Genomic DNA, 20,991 nt, shown 5'->3' with positions numbered 1-20,991 from the left:
CCCGAAAGACCCATCTTGTACGGCCAGGCGCACTGACTAGGCTTGCTGGACATGGGACGCACGCGTCTGTATCGGAACGGGAAGCTCGAGGCCGAGGGCTTCCCCGTCGCCGATGTGTCGGAGCACGTGAAGGACCCGTCCGCGGTCGTGTGGTTCGACATGTGCGAGCCGACCGAGGAGGACCTTCGGGCGATCAGCGAGGAACTGGGGATCCACGAACTCGCCGTCGAGGACGCCCTGCAGCACAAGCAGCGCCCGAAGCTGGACGTCTACGACAGCCACAAGTTCCTCAACGTCTACTCCGTGAGGTTCGACCCCGACTCGGGCCGGCTGGACGTCGCCGAGGCCGCGGCGTTCATCACGTCCAACGCGCTGGTCACCGTACGGAACTCCGACCACTTCGACATCGGCGAGGTCGTCAGGCGGTGGGACGACGCACCGGCCCTGACCGAGCACGGCATCGCCTTCCTGCTGCACGGCCTGCTCGACTACGTCGTGGACACCCACTTCGAAACCGTCGAGGCGATCGACGAGCAGATCGAGATCCTGGAGGAGAGCGTCTTCGGGGAGCGGCCCATCACCCAGGGCGACCAGCGCCGGACGTTCGAGATCCGCAAGAGCCTGGTGACCCTGCGCCGCGTCGTCATGCCGATGCGCGAAGTCGTCAACACGCTCATCCGCAGGAACGACGAGATCGGGGACGGGGCGATGGCCCCGTACTACCAGGACGTGTACGACCAGGTGTTGCGCGCCACGGAGTGGACCGAGTCCCTGCGCGACCTGCTGAGCAACATCCGTGAGGCGCATCTCACGATGCAGAGCAACAAGATGAACCTGATCATGAAGCGGGTGACGAGCTGGGCGGCCATCATCGCCGTCCCCACCCTGATCACCGGTTTCTACGGGCAGAACATCCCGTTCCCCGGGTTCGAACACTCCTGGGGGTTCTGGACGTCCAGCGTCGCCATCGTGGTCGTGTCGGCGGTGTTGTACCGGTCGTTCCGCAAGCGTGACTGGCTCTGATCGGTCGCGGACCTCACTCCTCCACGGCGATCCTGAGCCGCCGGAAGCCCTTGCCCTTGTTCTCGATCTTGGCGACCCGGATCCTGCCGATCTGCCGGGTGGAGGCCACGTGGGTGCCGCCGTCGGCCTGGCAGTCGAGACCGACGATGTCCACGATCCTGACCTCCTGGACGGACTCGGGCACCAGGTTCGTCGCGGTGCGGATGATGTCCGGGATGGCGAAGGCCTGCTCGCGCGGCAACACCCGGACGTCGATGCGCCGGTCGGCCGACACCTCGGTGTTGCAGGCCGCCTCGACGGCCTCCTTGAAGCCGGGCGGCACCTCCGTCAGGTTGAAGTCCATCCGGGCGACCAGAGGCTCCATGTTGCCGCCGGTGACGAGCGCGCCGAAGTCCCGGAACACGACCCCGCAGAGCACATGGAGCGCGGAGTGCGTGCGCATCAGCGCCGAGCGCCTGTCGTCGGCGACGGCGGCCGTGACCACGGTGCCGGGAACGGGCAGCGGCTCACCCTCGGCCGGGATCAGGTAGAGGTCGTCGCCCTTGCGCACACCCGCGATGCGGGTCTCCACCCCCTGCCAGAGGAGGGTGCCTTCGTCGGCCGGCTGGCCGCCGCCTCCCGGGTAGAACGCCGAGCGGTCGAGCACGATCCCGTCAGGCGAGGAGGCGAGAACGACCGCCTCCCAGTCACGCAGGCTCTGGTCGGCGAGTTCGAGGCGTTCGGTGCGCCCGAGGACATCGGTTCCCATGGTTGGCAGCCTAGGGCCACCCCCCGGGTTCCGGCGCCCGCCGGGGCCTACCAGGGACCGTAGGGGCCCTGGTTGCCGCCGCCCCTGCGGTAGCCGTTCACCGCGGGCTTGACGTCGGCCAGGTAGATGCCCGCGGCGATGACCGCGGCGATCGTGAAGATGCCCGGCAGGCCTACGCCCATGTTCTGGTAGTTGACCGCGGCGGCGAAGGTGAAGAGCGTCGCGAACCCCAGGATGACGAGCCAGAGCGGCTTGGTCTGCTTGCCCGCGGCGGGGAACGCCTTCGTGGGGATGCGGATCGCATGGATCAACGCCCATGCGGACATGATGAACGCCGCGATGCTGATCAGCCAGAAGATGAGATCCAGGACGCCGTTCACAGGCCCGAACATGAACTCTCCCAGACGGTCATTCGGTGGGTGTCGCCTCCACACTAATGCGCGGGGGCAACCTGTGTCGCGAGCGCGAGAGGCGTATCACCCTGAAACGGCGAACGGCCCGTCCCCGGATCAGCGGGGACGGGCCGGGCGACGCGTCGCATCGCGGAGTCGTCGTCAGGAGTGCGAGCGCTTGGCGCCGGACTTCCTGGTGGTTCCCGTGGTGGTCCGCTTGGCGGAGCCGTTGGTCGCGCCGTTGGTCGTGCCGGCGGACTCGGAGACCTCGGCGAGCTCGTGGGCGGCCTCGCCGCTCACCTTGCTCACGATCTTGCGGCCGCGGAGGGCGAACTCCTCGTAGAGCTCGGTGAACCTGGCGGCGGCGGTGTCGGCGTACGCCCGGGCCTTCTCGGGGAAGTCCTTGGCGGCGGCCTCGGCCCTGCCCTGCACGGTGGTGGCGTACTCCCGCGCCTTGACGGGGAGGTCCTTGGCCGTCTCACGCAGGTCGTCCTGGCGGGACTGGATCTTCTGCAGCTGCTCGGGCAGCTCGCGGAGCTTCTCTACGGCGAAGTCCCCGGCGCCGGTCAGCGCGTAGAAGGGCTTGGACTCGGTGATCTTCTTGACCTCGGTCGCGAGGGTCATGGACTATCCTTCCTTCTCCGGCGTGATGCCGTTACGTGGGGGAACCGGGTCGTCCCCGAGATCATCGGCCGATTGCGGCGGCCGGGCGGAATCAGCGGCCCGGTTCTCCTTGTGGAACGATTCGTAGATATCGATGAGCACCTGGCGTTGCCGCCCGGTGAGTGTGACGTCGGCACGGATCGCCGCGAGCACGTCACTGTGGGGCTCGCGGTCCTCGATGAGCCCGGCCTGGACGTACAGCGCCTGGGCCGAGATGTGCAGCCCCTTGGCGATCTGGTTCAGGATCTCCGCGCTCGGCTTGCGCAGGCCTCTTTCGACCTGGCTCAGGTAGGGATTCGACACCCCTGCCTGGGCGGCGAGCTGACGGAGAGAGATCTTCGCCTGCTGCCGCTGCTGGCGGATGTACTCACCGAGCGAGCCGACTTTGGGCAGTTCCATACCCCAAGTCTGCCGCATGGTGCTTGCAATTGCAAGCTAGGCGATAAACGCCAGCTAGCACCCAACGGTCAGCCAGGAATCAGCCAAAGCAGCGGGGCCGACGCGGTCAGCAGGACGGAGCCGAAAAGGATCAGGAACCGGGCGTGGGCGGGAAGCTCCACCGCCGGATGGACGAGGCGGTTGACGCGGGCCATCACGTTCGACACCGCGGAGGCGCCCAGGGCCCCCTGCGGCGTGGGAAGCGCGGCGGCGGAGCCGAAACGGAGCAGGGCCGTCGCCAGGGGCTTGGCGCAACAGTGGCGCAGGGCGCGGTCGTCGGCCGCCATCTCGATCAGCAGGCTCACGGACGCGTGGGCGTCGCGGACGACCGCCGACCAGGGCAGCGCACGGCGAAGCGCGGTGAACGGCAACAGCACCAGATCGTGCCGCTCCCGCACATGCGCGGCCTCGTGCGCGAGCACGGCGTCGAGTTCGTCGGCCGACAGCAGGCTCAGCGTCCCGTCGCTGATCACCACGTGTGACTTCTTGAGCCCCGGAAGGCAGTAGGCGGCGGCGGCGGGGAAGTCCACGACACGGACTCCGGGGACGGCGGGCTCGTCCCTGGCGATCAGCGAGAGCAGCACACGGTGCCGGTGCCGGGCACGCAGCGTCTGGGCGCCGGCGGCGAGCAACACCGCCACCAACCCGGCGAGCAGTGCCAGCCCCGCGATGAGGGAGCCGAGCCTGACCACGTCGTGCGGCTCGCGGGTGCCGTACTCCAGAGTGGTGAGCAGGGCGGCGAGACCGTGGACGACGCCCCGCCGGTACGGCTCGAGCGCGTATGCCAGCAGGGCCCCCGTGGAGGCGAGTCCCCAGGTCACCCCGAGCGACTGCCACAGGAGAATGGCCGTGCGCGGGGCACGCCACGTCCAGCGCGCCGACGTCAGCCGCCAGGCGGCCAGGGCGCAGATCGTGGCCAGGGCCGCTAAGACCGCCGCCGCGATCACTCCTCCTCCAGCTCCGTGAGGGCTTTTCGCAGGATCTCGGCCTCGGAACCGGAGACGGCCTGCGCGAAGCGCGTCAGCGCCGCGTCGCGGTCACCGGTCATTTCCAGGGCCTCGAGCATGAGCTCGGCGACGTAGGCGTCGCGGCTCGCGGCGGGCTGGTAGCGCCAGGCGCGCCCGTCCCTGGTGCGGGTGAGGAACCCCTTGCGGGAGAGCCGGTCGAGTACGGTCATCACCGTGGTCGGTGCGAGATCGCGGTCCTCGATCATGCGACCCACCTCGCGGGCGGTCAGCGGGGCGTTCTCCGCCCAGAGGATGTCCATGATGCTGCGTTCAAGCTCGCCGAGACCCTTCACGTCGTTCAGCCTACCCGGGGTAGTACTACGTCCCGTAGAGAGGTGAGACAGATGAAGCTCGTTCTGGTCGAGGGAGACATCACCGAGCAGCGCGTGGACGCGATCGTCAACGCCGCCAACTCCTCGTTGATGGGGGGCGGCGGGGTCGACGGCGCGATCCACAGGCGCGGCGGTCCGGAGATCCTGGAGGAGTGCCGGGCGCTGCGTGCCTCGCGGTACGGACGCGGGCTTCCCGTGGGCGCGGCGGTGGCCACCACGGCCGGCCGTCTTCCGGCCCAGTGGGTGATCCACACCGTCGGGCCCGTGTACTCGCGGAGCGAGGACCGGTCCCATCTGCTGGCCTCCTGCTATCGGGAGTCGCTGCACGTCGCGGACTCGCTGGGTGCCTCGACCGTGGCATTTCCCGCCGTCTCGACCGGGATCTACCGATGGCCGATGGCGGACGCCGCCCGCATCGCCCTGGCAGCGATACGGCAGGCCGGATCCAGTGTCACCGAGGTCCGTTTCGTGCTGTTCAGTCCCGCAGCTTATGCGGAGTTTGAGCAGGCCTTGGGGGACATGGGGTAAGCGTTCGGCCAAGTCTCGTCTTCGGGTATCGAAACAGTCAGAGCCACTTGATCAGGTAGATCTCATCGCGTTCCTCGCCGGGGGACAGACGGATGGAGCGCGGGACCCGGCCGGTCTCGTGGTAGCCCACACTCGCGTAGAAGGCGTCCACGCCCGTGCCACCCCGGCAGGTGAGCTGGAGCGCCTCCAGCCCGAGCCGCTTCGCGGCGTCGTCCGCCGCCAGCATGAGAGCCCTGCCGTAGCCCTTGCCCTGGTGCTTGGGGTGGACCATGACCCGCACGACCCACCGCCAGTGTGCCCGCAGGCCCGACCCGTTGTCCGAGAGGATGAGCCAGCAGGCCACGCGGTCCTCTTCGTCGAAGCCGACCAGCAGGTCGTCGGAGGCCCGGCCGAAGGCCCTCTCGGCCGTCGGCCTGATGTCGTCCGGTGTCACGGGAGGGACGAATCCGACGGCGCCGCCCGCGTTGGTGACCTCGGTCCAGCAGTCGAGGAGCTCCTCGAACAACTCGGTGGTCATCTCGGGGGCGAGGACGAAACGCATGAGTCGGACGTTACCAATCGCCGGTGAACGGCGAACTACGGGCCGACGGCGGTCCAGGGCAGGGTGAGCTCGCCGAGCCGCCATCGCGCGGGACCCCCGGCCGGCGGCGCCGTGACGATCGGCCAGTCACGGGCCAGCGCCTCGGCCGTCCTGATCCAGCGCTGGCGGGAGCCGTACGAGCCGTAGGGGGCGCACGCCGCCCAGGCGCGGTCCCAGTCGGTCAGGAACGCGTGCACGCGCTCACCGGGCACGTTGCGGTGGATGAGGGTCTTGGGCAGCCGCTCCGCGAGGTCGGAAGGCCGCTCGAAGCCGGTGAAACGGGCGGCGAAGGTGAGCGTCCTCGGACCCTCCGCCCCGAGAGCGGCCCACACCGCGCGGTGGCCCACTTCCGAGCAGGTCCCCTCGACGATCACTCCGTCGGGGGCGATCCTCGACCGCATCAGGTCCCAGTGCTCCCAGGCCTCGGCCTCCGCGTACTGCCGGAGCACGTTGAACGCCCGCACGACCAGCGGGGACCGCGCGACCGGCAACTCGAAGCCGCCCCTCCTGAACGACAACCCCTCCCGCTCGTACGGCTTCGCCGCGGCGACCCGCTCGGGGTCGATCTCCACGCCGACGACCTCGACGGCCGGGTGCACCCGCCGCAGCCTGGTGAAGAGCTCATACGTCGTGATGTGCGAGGCGCCGTAGCCGAGGTCCACCACCAGCGGCCGCGCGTCCGCCGACGACCTGAGCAGCGGGCCGCAGACGGCGGAGATCCATCGGTCGGACCGCCGCAGTCTGTTGTGGCCCGTGGTCCCGCGGGTGATCGCCCCGATCGGCCGCCGGGCCGGCCGCGCCGTCACGCGCCTTCTGGGACGCGGTGCACCTTGTGCTGCGCCGCCTGCGCGCGTGGCCGGACGACCAGCCGGTCGATGTTCACGTGAGAGGGCCGGGTGACGGCGAAAGCGATCACATCGGCGATGTCGTCGGCGGTCAGCGGGTTCGGGACGCCTTCGTAGATCTTGGCGGCCTTCTCGGCGTCGCCGCGGAAGCGGGTCAGCGAGAACTCCTCGGTCTGCACCATCCCCGGCGCCACCTCGATGATCCGCACCGGCTCGCCGACGAGCTCCAGCCTGAGCGTCTCGGTCATCGACGTCTGGGCGTGCTTGGCCGCGCAGTAGCCGCCGCCCCCTTCGTAGGAGACGAGCCCGGCCACCGAGGTGAGCATCAGCAGGACGCCGTCGCCCGATTCGATCAGCCTGGGCAGGAGCGCCTGCGTCATCCGCAGCGAGCCGAGCACGTTCACGTCGTACATGCGCTGCCAGTCGTCCACCCGCCCCTGCGCCACCGGCTCCAGGCCGAAGGCGCCGCCCGCGTTGTTGATCAGCACGTCGCAACGGTCCAGCGAGGAGGCGAACGCGGCCACGGACTCCTCAGAGGTCACGTCCAGCGTGGCGGAGCGGATCGAGGGGACCTCGGCGGCCAGTTTGTCGAGCCGGTCACGTCGTCGCGCCGCCGCGACGACGTCGAACCCCTCAGCCGCCAGGCGGCGGGCCGTCGCCTCGCCGATGCCGCTGCTCGCACCGGTCACCACTGCGGTCTTCGTCATGATTCCTCCGCGCCCCATGGAAAAACCCGTTAAGAGGCCGACATTCTCTCAGGAGCGCGTCCCGGAGACGGTCGCTGAGGGGCCAGGGAATCTCGCTGAGATCCTTTCGGTTATAACGATCTCGGAGGTGGTTGGGGTGACGCGCAGACGGCGTCGGATCAACCGGGTCGCGACGATCAGTGTCCACACATCACCGCTCGACCAGCCGGGCACCGGCGACGCGGGCGGGATGAATGTCTACATTGTGGAGGTCGCGAAACGGCTGGCCGAGCTCGGCATCGAGGTGGAGGTCTTCACCCGCCAGACGGCCCGTGACCTGCCTCCCGTGGCGGAGCTCGCTCCCGGCGTCATGGTCCGTCATGTCACGGCCGGGCCGTACGAGGAACTGGACCGCGCCGACCTCCCCGGTCAGCTCTGCGGCTTCCTGTCCGGCGTGCTGCGCACCGAGGCGATGTACGACCCCGGACGCTACGACGTCATCCACTCCCACTACTGGCTCTCCGGCCAGGTCGGGTGGCTCGCCAAGGAGCGATGGGGCGTGCCGCTGGTGCACACCATGCACACCATGGCCAAGGTCAAGAACGCACTGCTGGCGACGGGAGACAAGCCCGAGCCGAAGCTCCGCGTCCTCGGCGAGGAGCAGGTCGTGGAGGTGGCCGACCGGCTCGTGGCCAACACCGCCGCCGAGGCCCAGGAGCTGATCGATCTCTATGACGCGCCCGCCGACCGGGTGGCCGTGGTCAACCCCGGGGTGAACCTGAAGGTCTTCCAGCCCGCGTCCAAGGGGGCCGCCAGGCACAGGCTCGGGCTCCCGCAGGACGCCCGCGTGCTGCTGTTCGTCGGCCGCATCCAACCCCTGAAGGCCCCTGACATCCTGCTCAAGGCCGCGGCCCGGATGGTCGAGCACGATCCGGCCCTGCGGTCGCGCCTGATCGTGGCCTGCGTCGGCGGTCCCAGCGGCAACGGGCTCGCCCGCCCCTCCCTGCTGAGCGACCTCGCCGCCGAGCTGGGCATCAGCGACATCGTCCGGCTCGCGCCCCCGGCTCCCCAGGACGAGCTGGCCGACTGGTACCGCGCGGCCGACATGACCGTGGTGCCTTCGTACAACGAGTCGTTCGGCCTGGTCGCACTGGAGTCGCAGGCCTGCGGCACGCCTGTCGTCGCCGCGTCCGTCGGCGGCCTGCGCACGGCCGTGCGGGACGGCCTGTCCGGTCTCCTTGTCGACGGCCACGAGCCGGAAGCCTGGGCACGGGCCCTGGGCCGCCTGGTCGACCGGCCGGGGTGGCTGGACTTCCTGTCCGCCAACGCCGTACAGCACGCCGTCGGCTTCGGCTGGTCGGAGACGGCCGCCCGCCTCGCCGACGTGTACGCGGGCGCCATGGCCAAGCGGCAATGGGCGCCCGTCGCGGTCAACTCGTAGGCTGGGACCATGAGACCCGATCTGGAAGGCGTGGTGGCGTCCGCGCTCGAGTCCGCGGAGCTCTCCTACGAACGGCCCAAGCCGGGCTCGTTCCTCGTCAAGCTGCCGGGCCAGCACAAGCTCGCCACGCTCACCTGGCTCGTCATCGGCGACCAGGCGCTCAACGTCGAGGCGTTCTTCTGCCGTCAGCCCGACGAGAACCACGCCGAGTTCTACCGATGGCTGCTGCTCAAGAACGGCTCGATGTACGGCGTGCACTTCGCGATCGATCCCATCGGCGACGTCCACCTGGTCGGCCGCCTGCCCCTCGACGCCGTGACCGAGGAGGAGATCGACCGGGTGCTCGGGTGTGTGCTGACCTACTCCGACGAGTCGTTCGACCGGGCACTGGAGCTGGGCTTCGCGTCCTCGATCCGCCGCGAGTGGGACTGGCGGGTCAAGCGGGGCGAGTCCCTCGCGAACCTGCGGCCCTTCGCCCGGGTGATCGAGTCCTGACCGGCTGCTCTCTTACGAGCGTAAAGAGGGACGAAAGCCATGCGCCGATAGGATTGCCGGCATGGCTACTTTGGTGCTGCTGAGGCATGGCGAGAGCGAATGGAACGTCAAGGGCCTGTTCACGGGCTGGGTGGACGTGACCCTTTCGCCGACTGGTGAGGACGAGGCGCGGCGCGGCGGGCAACTGCTGCTCGATGCGGGCATCAGCCCCGAGGTGGTGCACACGTCGGTGCTCACCCGTGCGATCAAGACGGCCAACCTCGCGCTGGAGGCCGCCGGTCTGCTGTGGCTGCCGGTGCGCCGCTCGTGGCGGCTGAACGAGCGGCACTACGGCGCCCTCCAGGGCAAGGACAAGGCCCAGACCCGCGCGGAGTTCGGCGACGAGCAGTTCATGCTGTGGCGCCGCTCCTACGACGTGCCCCCGCCGCCGATCGCGGACGACGACGAGTACTCCCAGTACGGCGATGCCCGATACGCCGAGCTGCCCTCCGAGCTGATGCCCAGGACGGAGTGCCTGAAGGACGTCGTCGACCGCATGCTGCCGTACTGGTACGACCAGATCGTGCCGGATCTCGCGGCCGGGAAGACCGTGCTCGTCGTGGCTCACGGGAACTCCCTGCGGGCGCTGGTCAAGCACCTGGAAGGGATCAGCGACGCCGACATCGCGGGGCTGAACATCCCGACCGGGATTCCGCTCCGCTACGAGCTGGACGCCGACTTCCGCCCGACGGGCCCGGGGGAGTACCTCGACCCCACGGCGGCCGAGGCCGCCATCGAAGCCGTCGCCAACCAGGGCAAGAAGTAACCCGCCCCCCTCGCGGGACCCCCAACCGGTCCCGCGAGGGCCAGGGTGGATGCGAGGGGCGCGGCGGTGCCTGGACTGAGGAGCGCGCGCAGGGAGGAACGAGCGAGCACGCGACGAGGGAAGGCATCGCCTCTAAGGCGCCCCGAGCCCGCGTGAGCGGAGCGAGCGCCAATAAGCACGCGAAAGCCCCGGCCCCCCGAGGACCGGGGCTTTCGAGCCCGTGAGGAATGGTCAGTCGGCGGCGACTTCGTCCGTACGCGATCCGGTCACCAGGTAGACCACGTCGCGGGCGACCCGGACGGCGTGGTCGGCGTAGCGCTCGTAGTAGCGGCCGGCCAGCGTCACGTCGATCGCGGCCTCGACGCCGTGCGACCAGTCGTCGGAGAGCAGGACGCGGAACAGCCGCCGGTGCAGGCGGTCCATCGCGTCGTCGTCCTCCTCGAGCTCCTTGGCGAGCTCGATGTCGCGGGAGGCGATGCAGCTGCCGGTCTTCGTGATCAAGTTCTCGGCGATCGCGCCCATCTCCACGATGGTGTCGCGGAGCTCGGCGGGGATGGCCGATACGGGGTGGCGCATCCGTGCGATCTTGGCGATGTGCTCGGCCAGGTCGCCCATGCGCTCCAAGTCGGATGCCATCCGCAGGGCCGTCACCACGGTGCGCAGGTCGACGGCGACAGGCTGCTGCAGCGCCATCAACTCGTAAATGGAGGACTCGAGCTCGTTGTAGATCCGGTCGACCTCGGCGTCCTGGGAGATCACACTCTCCGCGAGCTGCAGGTCGGCGTCAAGGAGTGCGGTGGTGCCCCGGGACATGGCCGACCTGACCAGCCGGGTCATCTCCACCAGCCGATCCGTCAGGGATTCCAGCTCATCGTGATAGGAGTCGCGCATGCGGCCACGCTACGCGGGATTTCGTGAACGAATCCCTGCCGTAAAATGAACATTCCTGGAAACACCATGGTCATGGGCTATCCCACTGGTCAGATAACGGGAAAGGCCGCCTAGCATTCAAGCGTGAACGAGTTGCTGGCGAGCTTGGCTGCGATGGGCGGATTCGTCCTCGGCTCCTTCGTCATGCTGGCCATTCGTCGTCAGACCGACAAGGACAAGGATCCCGAGCCCGTCGACGACATGTTGTCGCCGGGCGTGGCGTCCGTCCTCGCCGTCCTTCCATCCTCCGCCGTCGTCCTGGACCGGGACGACCGCGTCCTTCGAGCCAGCTCCGCCGCCCGGGCCTTCGGGCTGGTGCGCGGGGACTCCCTCATGGCCGCCGAGTTGCTCGCCCTCGCCAGGAAGGTCCGCCGGGACGGCGAGATCCGAGAGAGCGAGATCGAGACGGCCGGCCGCAAGTTCGGCCAGGAGTCGACCACCTTCGCCGTACGGGTCGCGCCGCTGGGCTCCACCGGGCAGGTGCTCGTGCTCGCCGAGGACCAGACCGAGCGCCGACGGGTCGAGGCGGTCCGCAGGGACTTCGTCGCCAACGTCAGTCACGAGCTGAAGACGCCGGTCGGCGCGTTGAGCCTGCTCGCCGAGACGATTCAGGACGCCGCCGACGATCCCGAGGCCGTCACCCGGTTCGCCGGCCGCATGCAACACGAGGCGGCGCGGCTCACCTACCTGGTGCAGGACCTGATCACCCTGTCCCGGATCCAGGGCGGGGAGCCCGTCCCCACTCCTGGTCCTGTGCCGATCGACGAGGCCGTTCACGAGGCCATCGACCGGTGCAACACCAAGGCGTCCGCGAAGGACATCACGCTGGTGGCCGGCGGCGCCGAGGGCCTGAAGATCTGGGGTGACGACGAACTCCTCGTCACCGCGCTGCGCAACCTCATCGACAACGCCGTGGCCTACAGCCCGGAGCACACCCGTGTCGTGGTGAGCGCCAGGCCCGCCGGGCGCTCGGTCGAGGTGAGCGTCAGCGACCAGGGCATCGGGATTCCCGAGAGTGCCCAGGAGCGCATCTTCGAACGATTCTTCCGGGTCGACGCGGCCCGGTCCCGAGCTACCGGTGGCACGGGGCTCGGGCTCGCCATCGTGAAGCACGTCGCCGTCGCCCATGGTGGCGAGGTGACCGTCTGGAGCAAGGAAGGCTCCGGGTCGACCTTCACACTCCGCCTTCCCGCATTCGGCGGGACGGCGATCGCCGCACCACGCACTACCAGCCCCCTGGAGGCCACGAAGTGACTCGAGTACTCGTCGTGGAGGACGAGGAGTCGTTTTCCGACGCCTTGTCCTACATGCTGCGCAAGGAAGGGTTCGAGGTCGCGGTCGCGGCCACCGGGCCCGAGGCATTGGACACCTTTGACCGCAACGGTGCCGACCTCGTGTTGCTCGACCTGATGCTGCCGGGCCTGCCGGGCACGGAGGTGTGCCGCTCGCTCCGTCAGCGGTCCAAGGTCCCGGTGATCATGCTGACCGCGAAGGACAGTGAGATCGACAAGGTCGTGGGGCTCGAACTCGGCGCCGACGACTATGTGACCAAGCCCTTCTCGTCGCGTGAGCTGGTGGCCCGTATCAGGGCCGTCCTGCGCCGTCAGGGCGATGTCGAAGAGCTCGAGTCCGCGATTCTCGCCGCGGGACCGGTGCGGATGGACGTCGACCGGCACATCGTGGCCGTGCGCGGTGAGCACGTGCAGCTCCCCCTGAAGGAGTTCGAGCTGCTCGAGGTGCTTCTGCGCAACGCCGGCCGGGTGCTGACCCGTGGCCAGCTGATCGACCGCGTCTGGGGTGCGGACTATGTCGGTGACACCAAGACGCTCGACGTCCATGTGAAGCGGTTGCGGGCCAAGGTCGAGGCCGACCCGTCGAACCCCCGCTGCATCCTCACCGTGCGGGGCCTCGGCTACAAGTTCGACCCCACTGAGGAATAGATCGCCTGAAACGTTAGAGGCCCTGTCCGGTACGGCATGCCGTACCGGACAGGGCCTCAGACGTTCGCGGATGTCAGGTCTGCGGGGTCTCCGTGGTGACCGGGGTGGGCGTCGCCGAAGGGCTGGCCGAGGTGACGGGAGTCGGAACCGGCTGGGGAGCGGGCGGCAGCGTGGCGTACTCCCGGCTCCGGGCGATGACGGGCACCCACATGGTGACGTCACCCGCGTTCGTGAACTGGAACGTCAGCCGCACGCTCTCGCCGCCCAGCAGAGGGGTCTTGAGGCCGTCGACCGTGGCCTGAGGCGCCTTGGCGAGCTGGTCGGACGCCAGCGGCACCGGGGCCGGCAGCTTGACGGAGGTGACCTCCTTGCCGTCGGAGACGACGCCGGTGAGGGTGTCCGGGGTGCTCGCCCGGTTCACGATGCTGAGGTAAAGCGGTGCCGAGCCTCCGGCGGCGATCTGTCCACCCGAGTCGGGCCCGAGGATGAACGCCTGGCTGATCATGATGCCGTTCTCGCCGTAGCTCCTGGTCGAGCCGTCGTCCTGGATGAGGACGCCCGCCTCGGTCGGCGCGTAGGCCCTGTTGGTGTTGGCGTCGACCCCGGCGCCACACGCGGCCAGAGCAGGGATGGAGGCGAGGACCGCCGCAACGGCGATCGCCCTGCGGTGGCTGGTGCTGGTCACGGTTCGAGTTCTCCTTGGTGCGCACGTATATGGGCGGGAATCAGCCTATCTGCGCACTCCAACGGTCCTCACTCGGTACCCCGCTGCCGGACCGGCTGCGACGCAGGTCACCCGGTATGTCGGGAATGCCATTCACAGAGTCGACCGGTTGTCAAGTCCCAAAACGGGGCTTTGACCTGCAGTTATGTTCATTTCACTGTTCCGGGAGGCTGTAATCGCGTGGTACTCTTAAGTACAGCGGAAGGGGTACTCGTCACATGACTTTCCAGGTCGGCGACACTGTCGTCTACCCCCACCATGGGGCTGCTCGGATCGAGGCAATCACTACCCGGGCCATCAAGGGTGAGGAAAAGACCTACTTGGTGCTGAAGGTTGACAAGGGCGACCTCACCGTCCAAGTGCCAGCTGAAAATGCCGAACTCGTCGGTGTACGCGACGTCGTCGGTCAAGAAGGGCTCGAGCGAGTTTTCGACGTGCTGCGCATGCCGCACACGGAGGAGCCCACCAACTGGTCCCGCCGCTACAAGGCCAACCTCGAGAAGCTGGCGTCCGGCGACGTCAACAAGGTGGCCGAGGTCGTCCGCGACCTGTGGCGACGCGACAAGGAACGCGGCCTTTCCGCGGGTGAGAAGCGAATGCTCGCCAAGGCGCGGCAGATACTGGTCAGTGAGCTTGCGCTGGCGGAGAAGACCAACGAGGACAAGGCTGAGGCTTTGCTCGACGAGGTGCTGAACTCCTGAACACGACATCGCCAAGGGTGGGCGTCGGTATCGATGTCCACCCTTTTGCGTTTGGCAGGGAACTTCATCTGGCGGGGCTCCACTGGCCAGATGAAACCGGTCTCGCTGGACATTCGGATGGGGACGCCGCCGCGCACGCATGTTGTGACGCCCTCCTTTCGGCGGCAGGTCTGGGTGACATCGGCGGGCTCTTCGGTACGTCGGATCCCCGATGGGCCGGCGCCTCGGGTGTCGTCCTCCTTGAGGAGACGGCGCGTCAGGTCCGGGCCGCAGGCTTCGAGATCGGCAACGTGGCGGTTCAGATCATCGGAAACCGGCCCAAGCTGGCGCCCCGCCGTACGGAGGCGGAGAAAGTCCTTGAGGCCGCTGTAGGCGCTCCTGTGAGCGTGAGCGCGACCACCACGGACGGACTCGGCCTCACCGGTCGTGGAGAGGGCATCGCGGCGATCGCCAACGCCATCGTTTTTCGTTGAACGGCTTGCCTAATCGGACATGTCAACCGGAATTGGGCTAGCAGCGTCTCATTAGCACGTGGGCGGCGACTCAAACCAGGCGCGGTAAGAGTCGCCGTCCTCTTTTTCTCCTCTGTGAGCGCATATTTCGCCGGGGCAGGGTAGCCCACCTTCTGAGAGTGAAGGGGGCAACCCCCCAACGGGAGGTCGATATGACAATCGAGTCCATCCTCGGCGCCATCGTCATCGGAGCGGTCATCGGGGCCCTGGGCCGTCTGTTCCTGCCGGGCAGGCAGCCGATCGGCTGGATCCTGACCATCGTCGTCGGCATCGTGGCGGCGCTGATCGGCACATTCATCGCCCAGCACCTGGGCGTGGCGACCACCAAGGGCATCGACTGGATCGAACTGATCATGCAGGTGGTGCTGGCGGTCGTCGGTGTCGGCCTCGTCGCCGGCATCCGTGGCAGGACACGCGTGTAGGACCGCCGCAGGCGGGTTTGCCCCGCCGCTCGTGGCATGACAAACGTGAAAGGCCCCATTCGGAGTTTTGGGACTCCGAATGGGGCCTTTCACGTGTCGTTTCTCAGTCTGTTTCCTCGTCGGGCGGAATCGGGGTGCTCCGCATCCGCCCGGAGGGAGGCGCGAGGGGGACGGTGCCCTCCCCGGTTCCGGTCTCCGCGCTGTACGGCTGTCGCCGCGTCGCGGAGTGTTCCTCCGGGTCGGCGAGCTCGGCCGTGTGGGCGGGGTCGGGATCATCCTTGATGTGGTGCAACGGTTGCGTGTCCACATCGGCGTCTTCGACCTCAGCCGCGTCGGCCTCGGTGAGGTCGGCCGGGGCGATGTCCTGCGTGACCTGATCGGCCGGTGTCGGCGCAGGCGCCTCCTGTCCGGTCACGGGTGTGCTCTGCTCACTCGGGAGCGCCGCGGCCTCCCAGATGACCGGGGAGGACGTTTCGCGAGCGTCTTCGGGGAACGCCGGCGCCGCGTGTTTCGGCGCGGGCGCCTCCGCGGCCTGGACTCTCTCGGCGAGGGGCTCGTCGGCCGCCTGGGCGGCACCCGGCTGCGGAAGGCGGGGGTGGACGAGCACGTCGCCTGTGGAGGGACGGACGAAGTCGCCCCACTTGATGGGCCGGTTGGGCCGGTTGCGCCGGGGCGAGACGGGCTCCGGTGGAGCGGGAAGCTCGGTGACCTCCGGCGTCTGGGGTGCGGCCGTGGGCTGGACCACCGGCAGGGCCTCGGGCTCCTCCGCCGCGTCGGAGGAGGAGAAGGCGTCAGGGATGGCGTCCGCATTCTCGGGAAGCGGTGACGCCGGAAGCGGCGGAGCCTGTTCGGGCGATGTCGCGATCGCGGGGACGACGGCATAGGGCGCGGTCGGCATCTCGGCCTCACCATGGCCGCGTGAACCGCGCTCCTCGGCGAAGGGCACGATGTCACTTTCTTCGACGAGGCCGTCCAGAGCGGTCCGGGACGCCCGCGCGTGCTTCAGAAGGAGGAGCAGCAACCAGAGCCCGATCGCGAGCAACACCCAGGGCAGCAGCGCGACCACGATCGCGGCGCTCTCGGGGTCGAAGGTCATCTCCATGGCCGTCGCCACGGTCGCCGCCGCGGCCGCCGCGAACAGGGCGAGCAGGACGAGGGCGGCCTGTGCCCTGACCAGGAAGCGGCCGCCGCGCAGCAACGGGACGCTGACCAGGGAGAGCGCCAGGAGGGCGTCGAAAGCCGTCGGGTACAGGTAGGCGAGCCGGGGCTCCGCCCGACCGATGATGGCGAGGGCTCGGAGATCGTCGAAGGAGAGCGCGCAGGCCGCGCCCGCGAGCACCGCCACGATGAGGCCGGCGAGGCCGATCGCGAGGCGGCGCAGCACCGGCGGGATTCCGGCGGATGTCGATGTGGACGGGCGGGAGGTGGTGCCTGCCGCTCCGGGGGGGTTCGCGTCCATGGCGTTCTGAGCCTACAGAATCATGCCGACCGTTTGACCAGCTCTGTGAGGGCTGATGTCTCCTGAAATGGTGGGTCATATCGGGTGGAGCGCCCTCGATCGGCGGTCTCCTCGCCCGGCCGGGAGGGTCCGTCCCCGATGGGATTCCGGGCCGCCGACGCCACGAGAAGCCGCAGCCGGACACCGAGTGTGTGATCGTTCGGGCGACTTTGGGAGAAGCTAAATCTGTTCTAACGGAGTTATCTCCGCTTATAACGTGACTTATGAGTCTGAAGTGGTGGCCGTCCATGGTGGAAAGGCGACTCGTGGACCGCTCACCGGCACGCAAGTAGCTCTGTGCTGTGGCATTAGGCGTTAGCCTTGCCTTCGTGAGCCTGAACCTCTACGACACCAGCACGCGTACGGTCCGTGAATTCGTACCGGTCGAGCCCGGCCGGGCCTCGATGTACCTGTGTGGTGCGACCGTTCAGGCTCCGCCGCACATCGGGCACATCAGGTCCGGGGTCAACTTCGACGTCCTCAACCGGTGGCTGACGCGGCAGGGGTACGACGTGACCTTCTGCCGCAACGTGACGGATCTCGACGACAAGATCATCCGGGTCGCCGCCGCAGAGGACGTGCCGTGGTTCGTCGTCTCCGAGCGCAACCAGCGGGCGTTCACCTGGGCCTACGACCAGCTCGGCTGCCTGCCGCCCACCGTCGAGCCGCGGGCGATGGGTCATGTCCCGGAGATGATCGAGCTGATGCGGCGGCTGATCGACAAGGGTCACGCCTACGCCGCGGGCGGCGACGTCTACTTCGACGTCATGTCCTACGCCGACCGGTACGGCAAGCTCTCCAACCAGAAGCTGGAGAACATGCGGGCGGCCGGGGACACCGACACCGACTCCCTCAAGCGCGACCCCCGCGACTTCGCCCTGTGGAAGGGCGCCAAGCCGGGTGAGCCGACCTGGCCCACTCCGTGGGGCCGCGGCCGGCCGGGCTGGCACCTGGAGTGCTCGGCGATGGCCACCAGATACCTCGGCGAGACCTTCGACATCCACGGTGGCGGCGTCGACCTGATCTTCCCGCACCACGAGAACGAGATCGCGCAGTCGCAGGCGGCGGGCGACGGATTCGCCCGCTACTGGCTGCACAACGGCATGCTGCTGCTCGGCGGCGAGAAGATGAGCAAGTCGCTGGGCAACTCGCTGTTGATCCCCGAGATGTTGCGCAAGGTCCGCCCGGTCGAGTTGCGCTACTACCTGGTCGCGGCGCACTACCGCTCGCCGATCGACTACTCGGAGGAGGCTCTCCAGGAGGCCGCGGCCGGCTACCGGCGTATCGAGGGGTTCGTGACGCGGGCGGCCGAGGTGATCCACGACGTGGACGCCGCCGCGCCGCTGCCGCAGGCCTTCGTGGACGCCATGGACGACGACCTCAACGTCTCCCAGGCGCTCGCCGTGATCCACGAGGTGGTGCGCGAGGGCAACGTCGCCCTGGCCCACGGCAACAAGGAGCAGGTCGCCCGGCTCCTGGCCGAGACGCAGAACATGCTCGACGTGCTGGGGCTCGACCCGAGGTCGGAGCAGTGGCGTACGACCGGCGACGACGGACTCCGGGAGGTCGTCGACGCTCTGGTGGCCGTCGCGCTCGAGCAGCGCCAGGCCGCGCGGGCCCGCAAGGACTACGCGGCCGCCGACGCGATCCGCGACCAACTCGCCGCCGCGGGGATCATCGTGGAGGACACCCCCCAGGGTCCGCGTTGGGAACTGGCACGCTGAGCGGGGCCGGTACCCTAGGGACCATGGCTGGTAAGGCTTCAGGGAAGTCCTCGAAGAGGCAGGGTCCCACCAGGGGCACGGGTGGCAAGGTCCGGGGCTCCCTGGAGGGCAAGGGGGCGACGCCTCCTGCGCACATGCGGCACTGGTACAAGGACAAGGCGCGGGCCGAGCGGATCGATCGCGAGGCCGCCGGGCGTCCTGGCCGTCCCACACGTGCCGCGACCAGGCCGCGCAGGGACGATGCGCCGGAGGTCATCGGCGGGCGCAACCCCGTGCTGGAGGCGCTGCGTGCCGGAGTGCCCGCGAACGCGCTCTACGTGGCGCAGCGGATCGAAAGCGACGACCGGGTACGTGAGTCGATCAGGATCGCGGCGGATCATGGAATCGCACTGCTTGAGGTCTCTCGCGACAAGCTCGACCGCCTGACCGAGGGTGGGGTCCACCAGGGTGTGGGCCTGCAGATCCCCGCGTACGACTACGCCCATCCGGAGGAGCTCGTCGAGAGGGCGCGCGACGCGGCGGAGGTGCCGCTGATCATCGCTCTGGACGGTGTGACGGACCCGCGCAACCTGGGTGCGATCGCGCGGTCGGCGACGGCGTTCGGCGCCCACGGCCTCCTGATCCCATCGCGCCGCTCAGCTGGAGTCACGGCCGGAGCGTGGAAGACCTCGGCGGGGACCCTCGCCCACCTGCGGGTCGCGCGGGCGGCGAACCTGACCCAGACCCTCCAGGCGTACCGGGAGGAGGGGCTGTTCGTCGTCGGACTGGACGGCACCGCCACGCTGGACATCGCGCAGGTCGACCTGGTGACCGAGCCGCTCGTCGTGGTCGTCGGCTCGGAGGGCAAGGGCCTGTCGCGTCTGGTCCGCGAATCGTGTGATCAGGTGGCGCGGATTCCCATGTTCGCCGCAGCGGAGTCCCTCAACGCCGGAGTGGCCGCGGGGATCGCACTCTACGAGGTCGCGCAGCACCGTCGGCGGTGATTCTGCGGTGACGGTAAGGCCTACCGGCCACTAGACTCGTGCCGATACGCCGCCTTAGCTCAATCGGCAGAGCATCTGTCTTGTAAACAGAAGGTCTGGGGTTCGATTCCCCAAGGCGGCTCCCATGGCAAAGGCCCCTTGCGATCTACGCGAGGGGCCTTTTCGATCTCCGTACAGCGTCTGTGTACAGCAACGTCCTCAGTCGCCGCCGTCGGGCTGAGTGGGCCGCAGGGCAAGGCGCCGATCTACACTGCGCCCAGCGAAGCGCAGATAGGTGTACGGGCCCGGCATGGCCACGCTGTCCGACGAGGAGATGACCGCCCGGCTCTACTCGGGGTCCGGGGCCACATGTCACGATCTGTCCTCCATGTTCATTTTCATGCGCAGGAGTTTCCCGGAGACCCTTTCGTAGGACGCTCGGAAGCGTTTGGGATCACGGCTAGATAGGTCGCGGTAGATGGTGATGGCTTCTTGGATGTGGGGCAGGGCGTCGGCGGGGCGGCCCAGTTCCGAGAACAGACGCCGAGGTTGTCCCGCGAGGGTGGGACGGTAATGGATCACGTGGATCAACCAGTCGCGCATGACCATGAGTTGTGGGAGTCGTTCGTCTCGGAGGCTCGTGACAGGGTCGGGCAGCAGCAGGCGCGGATGGTTTCCGAGCATGGGCTCAGCGGCGATGTGCAATACCACTGGTCGATGGACGATGCCAGCATCGTCTGGTCGCGCGGCGGCCGGGATTTCCTCCGCGGCCGAATCACTGTGATCGGAAGCACGGACCACGCCCAGCAGACGTGGTTGTGGTCGTGGGCAAACGACTCTTTGCCCCAGATCGTGCTCGGGGACATCACCTCCGTGCGCCGCTACGGCGAAGAACACGACTTCCCCATATTGGTCTGGCCGAGCTTCCGTGCGGAGCAGAAGCCGATGGCGCAGGCCAGGATCATCGCCGCTGATGTGCTGGCCGCCGAAGGTCTGTGGTTCGAACCCGGCGATGAGATGGACCTGCACTTCGCCATTCATGATCTGCGCCGACTCTGAGGGACGACCCCAGCAGAAGCGGGCGGCACCGTCGCGCGATCTCCGTCGGACCTCGGTTGATGCCTGACTGATTGTCTCGGGTGATGCTGTACATGATCAGGACGCGGTTAACCAACCCAAACTGACCATCATGGCGCCCGGCGACACTTTCCGCTCATGCCGATGAGCGCAAGCCTCGACCGAACGGTCGATCAGGCCCAGACAGCTGGTACTCAATCGCGTAGCAACTGATCTCCGAACCGGAAACCGAGGGCGAGCATGAGCGTGTCCACCCCCTCGCCGAACGGTCCCACTCGTTCGCACAACGCGGCGGCAACGTCGGCTCGGATGGCGTTTCGGTCCGCTTCCGCAGCCCACGCGACAGCTCGGTCGGCGATGGACGCTACCGGTGCCGGTGGATCCGGCGCTTCGTAGTCGCGGACCGCGGTTTCCGGGTTGAGATAGCCCCACCAGGCCACGCCGGCTGGTGTGCGGGCATCGATATAGCCGAACTCGCTCTCGACGACATAGATGGACATCGCCGGCGCCCCCGTTTC

Annotated in this window: 26 protein-coding genes and 1 tRNA gene; 14 read left to right on the top strand and 13 right to left on the bottom strand. The window is 68.4% G+C overall.

The window, feature by feature from the left end; genetic code table 11:
* Positions 1–51 precede the first annotated feature (51 nt).
* Positions 52–1,023, top strand: coding sequence for a magnesium transporter CorA family protein (locus Pmi06nite_RS39905; protein WP_203958451.1), 972 nt, complete (start codon positions 52–54; stop codon positions 1,021–1,023).
* Between the two features lie 13 nt (positions 1,024–1,036).
* On the opposite strand, the gene Pmi06nite_RS39900 is transcribed toward Pmi06nite_RS39905, so the two are convergent.
* From Pmi06nite_RS39900 to Pmi06nite_RS39875, 6 genes are all read right to left on the bottom strand, one after another.
* A complete protein-coding gene (locus tag Pmi06nite_RS39900; RefSeq protein ID WP_203958450.1) occupies positions 1,037–1,771 on the bottom strand; it encodes an alanyl-tRNA editing protein in 735 nt (244 codons plus the stop codon).
* Positions 1,772–1,818: 47 nt separating this feature from the next.
* Positions 1,819–2,163 (bottom strand): DUF2516 family protein, encoded by a 345-nt coding sequence (locus tag Pmi06nite_RS39895; protein ID WP_203958449.1) that lies wholly within the window; start codon positions 2,161–2,163, stop codon positions 1,819–1,821.
* A 162-nt stretch (positions 2,164–2,325) separates the two neighbouring features.
* Positions 2,326–2,787 carry a hypothetical protein gene (locus Pmi06nite_RS39890; RefSeq protein ID WP_203958448.1) on the bottom strand — a complete coding sequence of 154 codons (462 nt, stop codon included), beginning with the start codon at positions 2,785–2,787 and terminating at the stop codon, positions 2,326–2,328.
* A 3-nt stretch (positions 2,788–2,790) separates the two neighbouring features.
* On the bottom strand, positions 2,791–3,225 hold the full coding sequence (locus Pmi06nite_RS39885) for a helix-turn-helix domain-containing protein (RefSeq protein ID WP_203958447.1): 435 nt from the start codon (positions 3,223–3,225) through the stop codon (positions 2,791–2,793).
* A gap of 68 nt (positions 3,226–3,293) precedes the next feature.
* The gene (locus Pmi06nite_RS39880) at positions 3,294–4,211 is read right to left on the bottom strand and encodes a M56 family metallopeptidase (protein WP_203958446.1); all 918 of its coding nucleotides are present in this window, start codon (positions 4,209–4,211) and stop codon (positions 3,294–3,296) included.
* Positions 4,208–4,564, bottom strand: a complete 357-nt coding sequence (locus tag Pmi06nite_RS39875; protein WP_203958445.1) for a BlaI/MecI/CopY family transcriptional regulator — start codon at positions 4,562–4,564, stop codon at positions 4,208–4,210. The genes Pmi06nite_RS39880 and Pmi06nite_RS39875 overlap by 4 nt, the downstream gene beginning before the upstream one ends.
* A gap of 51 nt (positions 4,565–4,615) precedes the next feature.
* Here Pmi06nite_RS39875 and Pmi06nite_RS39870 point away from each other — a divergent pair, with 51 nt between their 5' ends.
* Positions 4,616–5,131: an O-acetyl-ADP-ribose deacetylase gene (locus Pmi06nite_RS39870; RefSeq protein WP_203958444.1), complete on the top strand. Its 516-nt coding sequence runs from the start codon at positions 4,616–4,618 to the stop codon at positions 5,129–5,131.
* A 37-nt stretch (positions 5,132–5,168) separates the two neighbouring features.
* On the opposite strand, the gene Pmi06nite_RS39865 is transcribed toward Pmi06nite_RS39870, so the two are convergent.
* The 3 genes from Pmi06nite_RS39865 to Pmi06nite_RS39855 are packed head-to-tail and all read right to left on the bottom strand — an operon-like array spanning position 5,169 to position 7,263.
* Complete coding sequence (locus Pmi06nite_RS39865; protein WP_239114533.1) at positions 5,169–5,672, bottom strand: GNAT family N-acetyltransferase; 504 nt, start codon at positions 5,670–5,672, stop codon at positions 5,169–5,171.
* A gap of 35 nt (positions 5,673–5,707) precedes the next feature.
* Entirely contained in the window at positions 5,708–6,517 is an 810-nt protein-coding gene (locus tag Pmi06nite_RS39860; protein ID WP_239114532.1) for a class I SAM-dependent methyltransferase, read from the bottom strand.
* Positions 6,514–7,263: an SDR family NAD(P)-dependent oxidoreductase gene (locus Pmi06nite_RS39855; protein ID WP_203958442.1), complete on the bottom strand. Its 750-nt coding sequence runs from the start codon at positions 7,261–7,263 to the stop codon at positions 6,514–6,516. The genes Pmi06nite_RS39860 and Pmi06nite_RS39855 overlap by 4 nt, the downstream gene beginning before the upstream one ends.
* 136 nt (positions 7,264–7,399) lie before the next feature.
* On the opposite strand from Pmi06nite_RS39855, the gene mshA reads away from it, so the two are divergent.
* The 3 genes from mshA to Pmi06nite_RS39840 all read left to right on the top strand — a co-directional run bounded on the left by mshA (position 7,400) and on the right by Pmi06nite_RS39840 (position 9,983).
* Positions 7,400–8,683, top strand: a complete 1,284-nt coding sequence (gene mshA, locus Pmi06nite_RS39850) for a D-inositol-3-phosphate glycosyltransferase (RefSeq protein WP_239114531.1) — start codon at positions 7,400–7,402, stop codon at positions 8,681–8,683.
* A 9-nt stretch (positions 8,684–8,692) separates the two neighbouring features.
* A complete protein-coding gene (locus Pmi06nite_RS39845) occupies positions 8,693–9,178 on the top strand; it encodes a type III secretion system chaperone family protein (protein WP_203958440.1) in 486 nt (161 codons plus the stop codon).
* A gap of 61 nt (positions 9,179–9,239) precedes the next feature.
* Positions 9,240–9,983 (top strand): phosphoglyceromutase, encoded by a 744-nt coding sequence (locus Pmi06nite_RS39840; RefSeq protein ID WP_203958439.1) that lies wholly within the window; start codon positions 9,240–9,242, stop codon positions 9,981–9,983.
* Between the two features lie 231 nt (positions 9,984–10,214).
* Here Pmi06nite_RS39840 and phoU read toward each other — a convergent pair whose 3' ends face one another.
* A complete protein-coding gene (phoU, locus tag Pmi06nite_RS39835) occupies positions 10,215–10,874 on the bottom strand; it encodes a phosphate signaling complex protein PhoU (RefSeq protein ID WP_203958438.1) in 660 nt (219 codons plus the stop codon).
* A 153-nt stretch (positions 10,875–11,027) separates the two neighbouring features.
* Here phoU and Pmi06nite_RS39830 point away from each other — a divergent pair, with 153 nt between their 5' ends.
* Together Pmi06nite_RS39830 and Pmi06nite_RS39825 are read left to right on the top strand one after the other, a co-directional pair.
* The gene (locus Pmi06nite_RS39830) at positions 11,028–12,167 is read left to right on the top strand and encodes a sensor histidine kinase (RefSeq protein WP_203958483.1); all 1,140 of its coding nucleotides are present in this window, start codon (positions 11,028–11,030) and stop codon (positions 12,165–12,167) included.
* Complete coding sequence (locus tag Pmi06nite_RS39825; RefSeq protein ID WP_203958437.1) at positions 12,164–12,853, top strand: response regulator; 690 nt, start codon at positions 12,164–12,166, stop codon at positions 12,851–12,853. Before Pmi06nite_RS39830 ends, Pmi06nite_RS39825 begins: the two co-directional genes overlap by 4 nt.
* A gap of 73 nt (positions 12,854–12,926) precedes the next feature.
* Here Pmi06nite_RS39825 and Pmi06nite_RS39820 read toward each other — a convergent pair whose 3' ends face one another.
* Positions 12,927–13,538 (bottom strand): copper chaperone PCu(A)C, encoded by a 612-nt coding sequence (locus Pmi06nite_RS39820; RefSeq protein WP_239114530.1) that lies wholly within the window; start codon positions 13,536–13,538, stop codon positions 12,927–12,929.
* A 257-nt stretch (positions 13,539–13,795) separates the two neighbouring features.
* Between Pmi06nite_RS39820 and Pmi06nite_RS39815 the strand changes: the two genes are divergently transcribed.
* The 3 genes from Pmi06nite_RS39815 (at position 13,796) to Pmi06nite_RS39805 (ending at position 15,212) form a co-directional block, all read left to right on the top strand.
* The gene (locus Pmi06nite_RS39815) at positions 13,796–14,278 is read left to right on the top strand and encodes a CarD family transcriptional regulator (protein ID WP_203958436.1); all 483 of its coding nucleotides are present in this window, start codon (positions 13,796–13,798) and stop codon (positions 14,276–14,278) included.
* 17 nt (positions 14,279–14,295) lie between these two features.
* The gene (gene ispF, locus Pmi06nite_RS39810) at positions 14,296–14,751 is read left to right on the top strand and encodes a 2-C-methyl-D-erythritol 2,4-cyclodiphosphate synthase (protein ID WP_203958435.1); all 456 of its coding nucleotides are present in this window, start codon (positions 14,296–14,298) and stop codon (positions 14,749–14,751) included.
* A 191-nt stretch (positions 14,752–14,942) separates the two neighbouring features.
* Positions 14,943–15,212, top strand: coding sequence for a GlsB/YeaQ/YmgE family stress response membrane protein (locus Pmi06nite_RS39805; RefSeq protein WP_203958434.1), 270 nt, complete (start codon positions 14,943–14,945; stop codon positions 15,210–15,212).
* 103 nt (positions 15,213–15,315) lie between these two features.
* Here Pmi06nite_RS39805 and Pmi06nite_RS39800 read toward each other — a convergent pair whose 3' ends face one another.
* On the bottom strand, positions 15,316–16,671 hold the full coding sequence (locus Pmi06nite_RS39800) for a hypothetical protein (RefSeq protein ID WP_203958433.1): 1,356 nt from the start codon (positions 16,669–16,671) through the stop codon (positions 15,316–15,318).
* Between the two features lie 368 nt (positions 16,672–17,039).
* Here Pmi06nite_RS39800 and cysS point away from each other — a divergent pair, with 368 nt between their 5' ends.
* The 4 genes from cysS (at position 17,040) to Pmi06nite_RS39780 (ending at position 20,455) form a co-directional block, all read left to right on the top strand.
* A complete protein-coding gene (cysS, locus tag Pmi06nite_RS39795) occupies positions 17,040–18,434 on the top strand; it encodes a cysteine--tRNA ligase (protein ID WP_203958432.1) in 1,395 nt (464 codons plus the stop codon).
* A gap of 23 nt (positions 18,435–18,457) precedes the next feature.
* Complete coding sequence (gene rlmB / locus Pmi06nite_RS39790; protein WP_203958431.1) at positions 18,458–19,417, top strand: 23S rRNA (guanosine(2251)-2'-O)-methyltransferase RlmB; 960 nt, start codon at positions 18,458–18,460, stop codon at positions 19,415–19,417.
* 48 nt (positions 19,418–19,465) lie between these two features.
* A tRNA-Thr gene (locus tag Pmi06nite_RS39785) sits at positions 19,466–19,538 on the top strand.
* Positions 19,539–19,894: 356 nt separating this feature from the next.
* A complete protein-coding gene (locus tag Pmi06nite_RS39780; RefSeq protein ID WP_373317366.1) occupies positions 19,895–20,455 on the top strand; it encodes a DUF6882 domain-containing protein in 561 nt (186 codons plus the stop codon).
* Between the two features lie 212 nt (positions 20,456–20,667).
* Here Pmi06nite_RS39780 and Pmi06nite_RS39775 read toward each other — a convergent pair.
* Positions 20,668–20,991, bottom strand: a 324-nt coding sequence (locus Pmi06nite_RS39775; RefSeq protein WP_203958429.1) for a hypothetical protein, incomplete at its 5' end; no start/stop codon positions are given.

It is taken from the genome of Planotetraspora mira (genome assembly GCF_016863275.1).
Taxonomy (GTDB): domain Bacteria; phylum Actinomycetota; class Actinomycetes; order Streptosporangiales; family Streptosporangiaceae; genus Planotetraspora; species Planotetraspora mira.
This window is presented reverse-complemented; position numbering and strand designations above follow the sequence as displayed.

Excerpts from the sequence above, each read along its gene's own strand:
- Pmi06nite_RS39885 (WP_203958447.1), bottom strand. The coding sequence starts at position 3,225 with ATGGAACTGCCCAAAGTCGGCTCGCTCGGTGAGTACATCCGCCAGCAG.
- Pmi06nite_RS39900 (WP_203958450.1), bottom strand. The coding sequence starts at position 1,771 with ATGGGAACCGATGTCCTCGGGCGCACCGAACGCCTCGAACTCGCCGAC.
- Pmi06nite_RS39815 (WP_203958436.1), top strand. The coding sequence starts at position 13,796 with ATGACTTTCCAGGTCGGCGACACTGTCGTCTACCCCCACCATGGGGCT.
- phoU (WP_203958438.1), bottom strand. The coding sequence starts at position 10,874 with ATGCGCGACTCCTATCACGATGAGCTGGAATCCCTGACGGATCGGCTG.
- Pmi06nite_RS39845 (WP_203958440.1), top strand. The coding sequence starts at position 8,693 with ATGAGACCCGATCTGGAAGGCGTGGTGGCGTCCGCGCTCGAGTCCGCG.
- Pmi06nite_RS39905 (WP_203958451.1), top strand. The coding sequence starts at position 52 with ATGGGACGCACGCGTCTGTATCGGAACGGGAAGCTCGAGGCCGAGGGC.
- Pmi06nite_RS39890 (WP_203958448.1), bottom strand. The coding sequence starts at position 2,787 with ATGACCCTCGCGACCGAGGTCAAGAAGATCACCGAGTCCAAGCCCTTC.
- Pmi06nite_RS39865 (WP_239114533.1), bottom strand. The coding sequence starts at position 5,672 with ATGCGTTTCGTCCTCGCCCCCGAGATGACCACCGAGTTGTTCGAGGAG.
- Pmi06nite_RS39805 (WP_203958434.1), top strand. The coding sequence starts at position 14,943 with ATGACAATCGAGTCCATCCTCGGCGCCATCGTCATCGGAGCGGTCATC.
- Pmi06nite_RS39855 (WP_203958442.1), bottom strand. The coding sequence starts at position 7,263 with ATGACGAAGACCGCAGTGGTGACCGGTGCGAGCAGCGGCATCGGCGAG.
- Pmi06nite_RS39840 (WP_203958439.1), top strand. The coding sequence starts at position 9,240 with ATGGCTACTTTGGTGCTGCTGAGGCATGGCGAGAGCGAATGGAACGTC.
- Pmi06nite_RS39830 (WP_203958483.1), top strand. The coding sequence starts at position 11,028 with ATGGGCGGATTCGTCCTCGGCTCCTTCGTCATGCTGGCCATTCGTCGT.
- Pmi06nite_RS39895 (WP_203958449.1), bottom strand. The coding sequence starts at position 2,163 with ATGTTCGGGCCTGTGAACGGCGTCCTGGATCTCATCTTCTGGCTGATC.
- rlmB (WP_203958431.1), top strand. The coding sequence starts at position 18,458 with ATGGCTGGTAAGGCTTCAGGGAAGTCCTCGAAGAGGCAGGGTCCCACC.
- Pmi06nite_RS39800 (WP_203958433.1), bottom strand. The coding sequence starts at position 16,671 with ATGGACGCGAACCCCCCCGGAGCGGCAGGCACCACCTCCCGCCCGTCC.
- Pmi06nite_RS39870 (WP_203958444.1), top strand. The coding sequence starts at position 4,616 with ATGAAGCTCGTTCTGGTCGAGGGAGACATCACCGAGCAGCGCGTGGAC.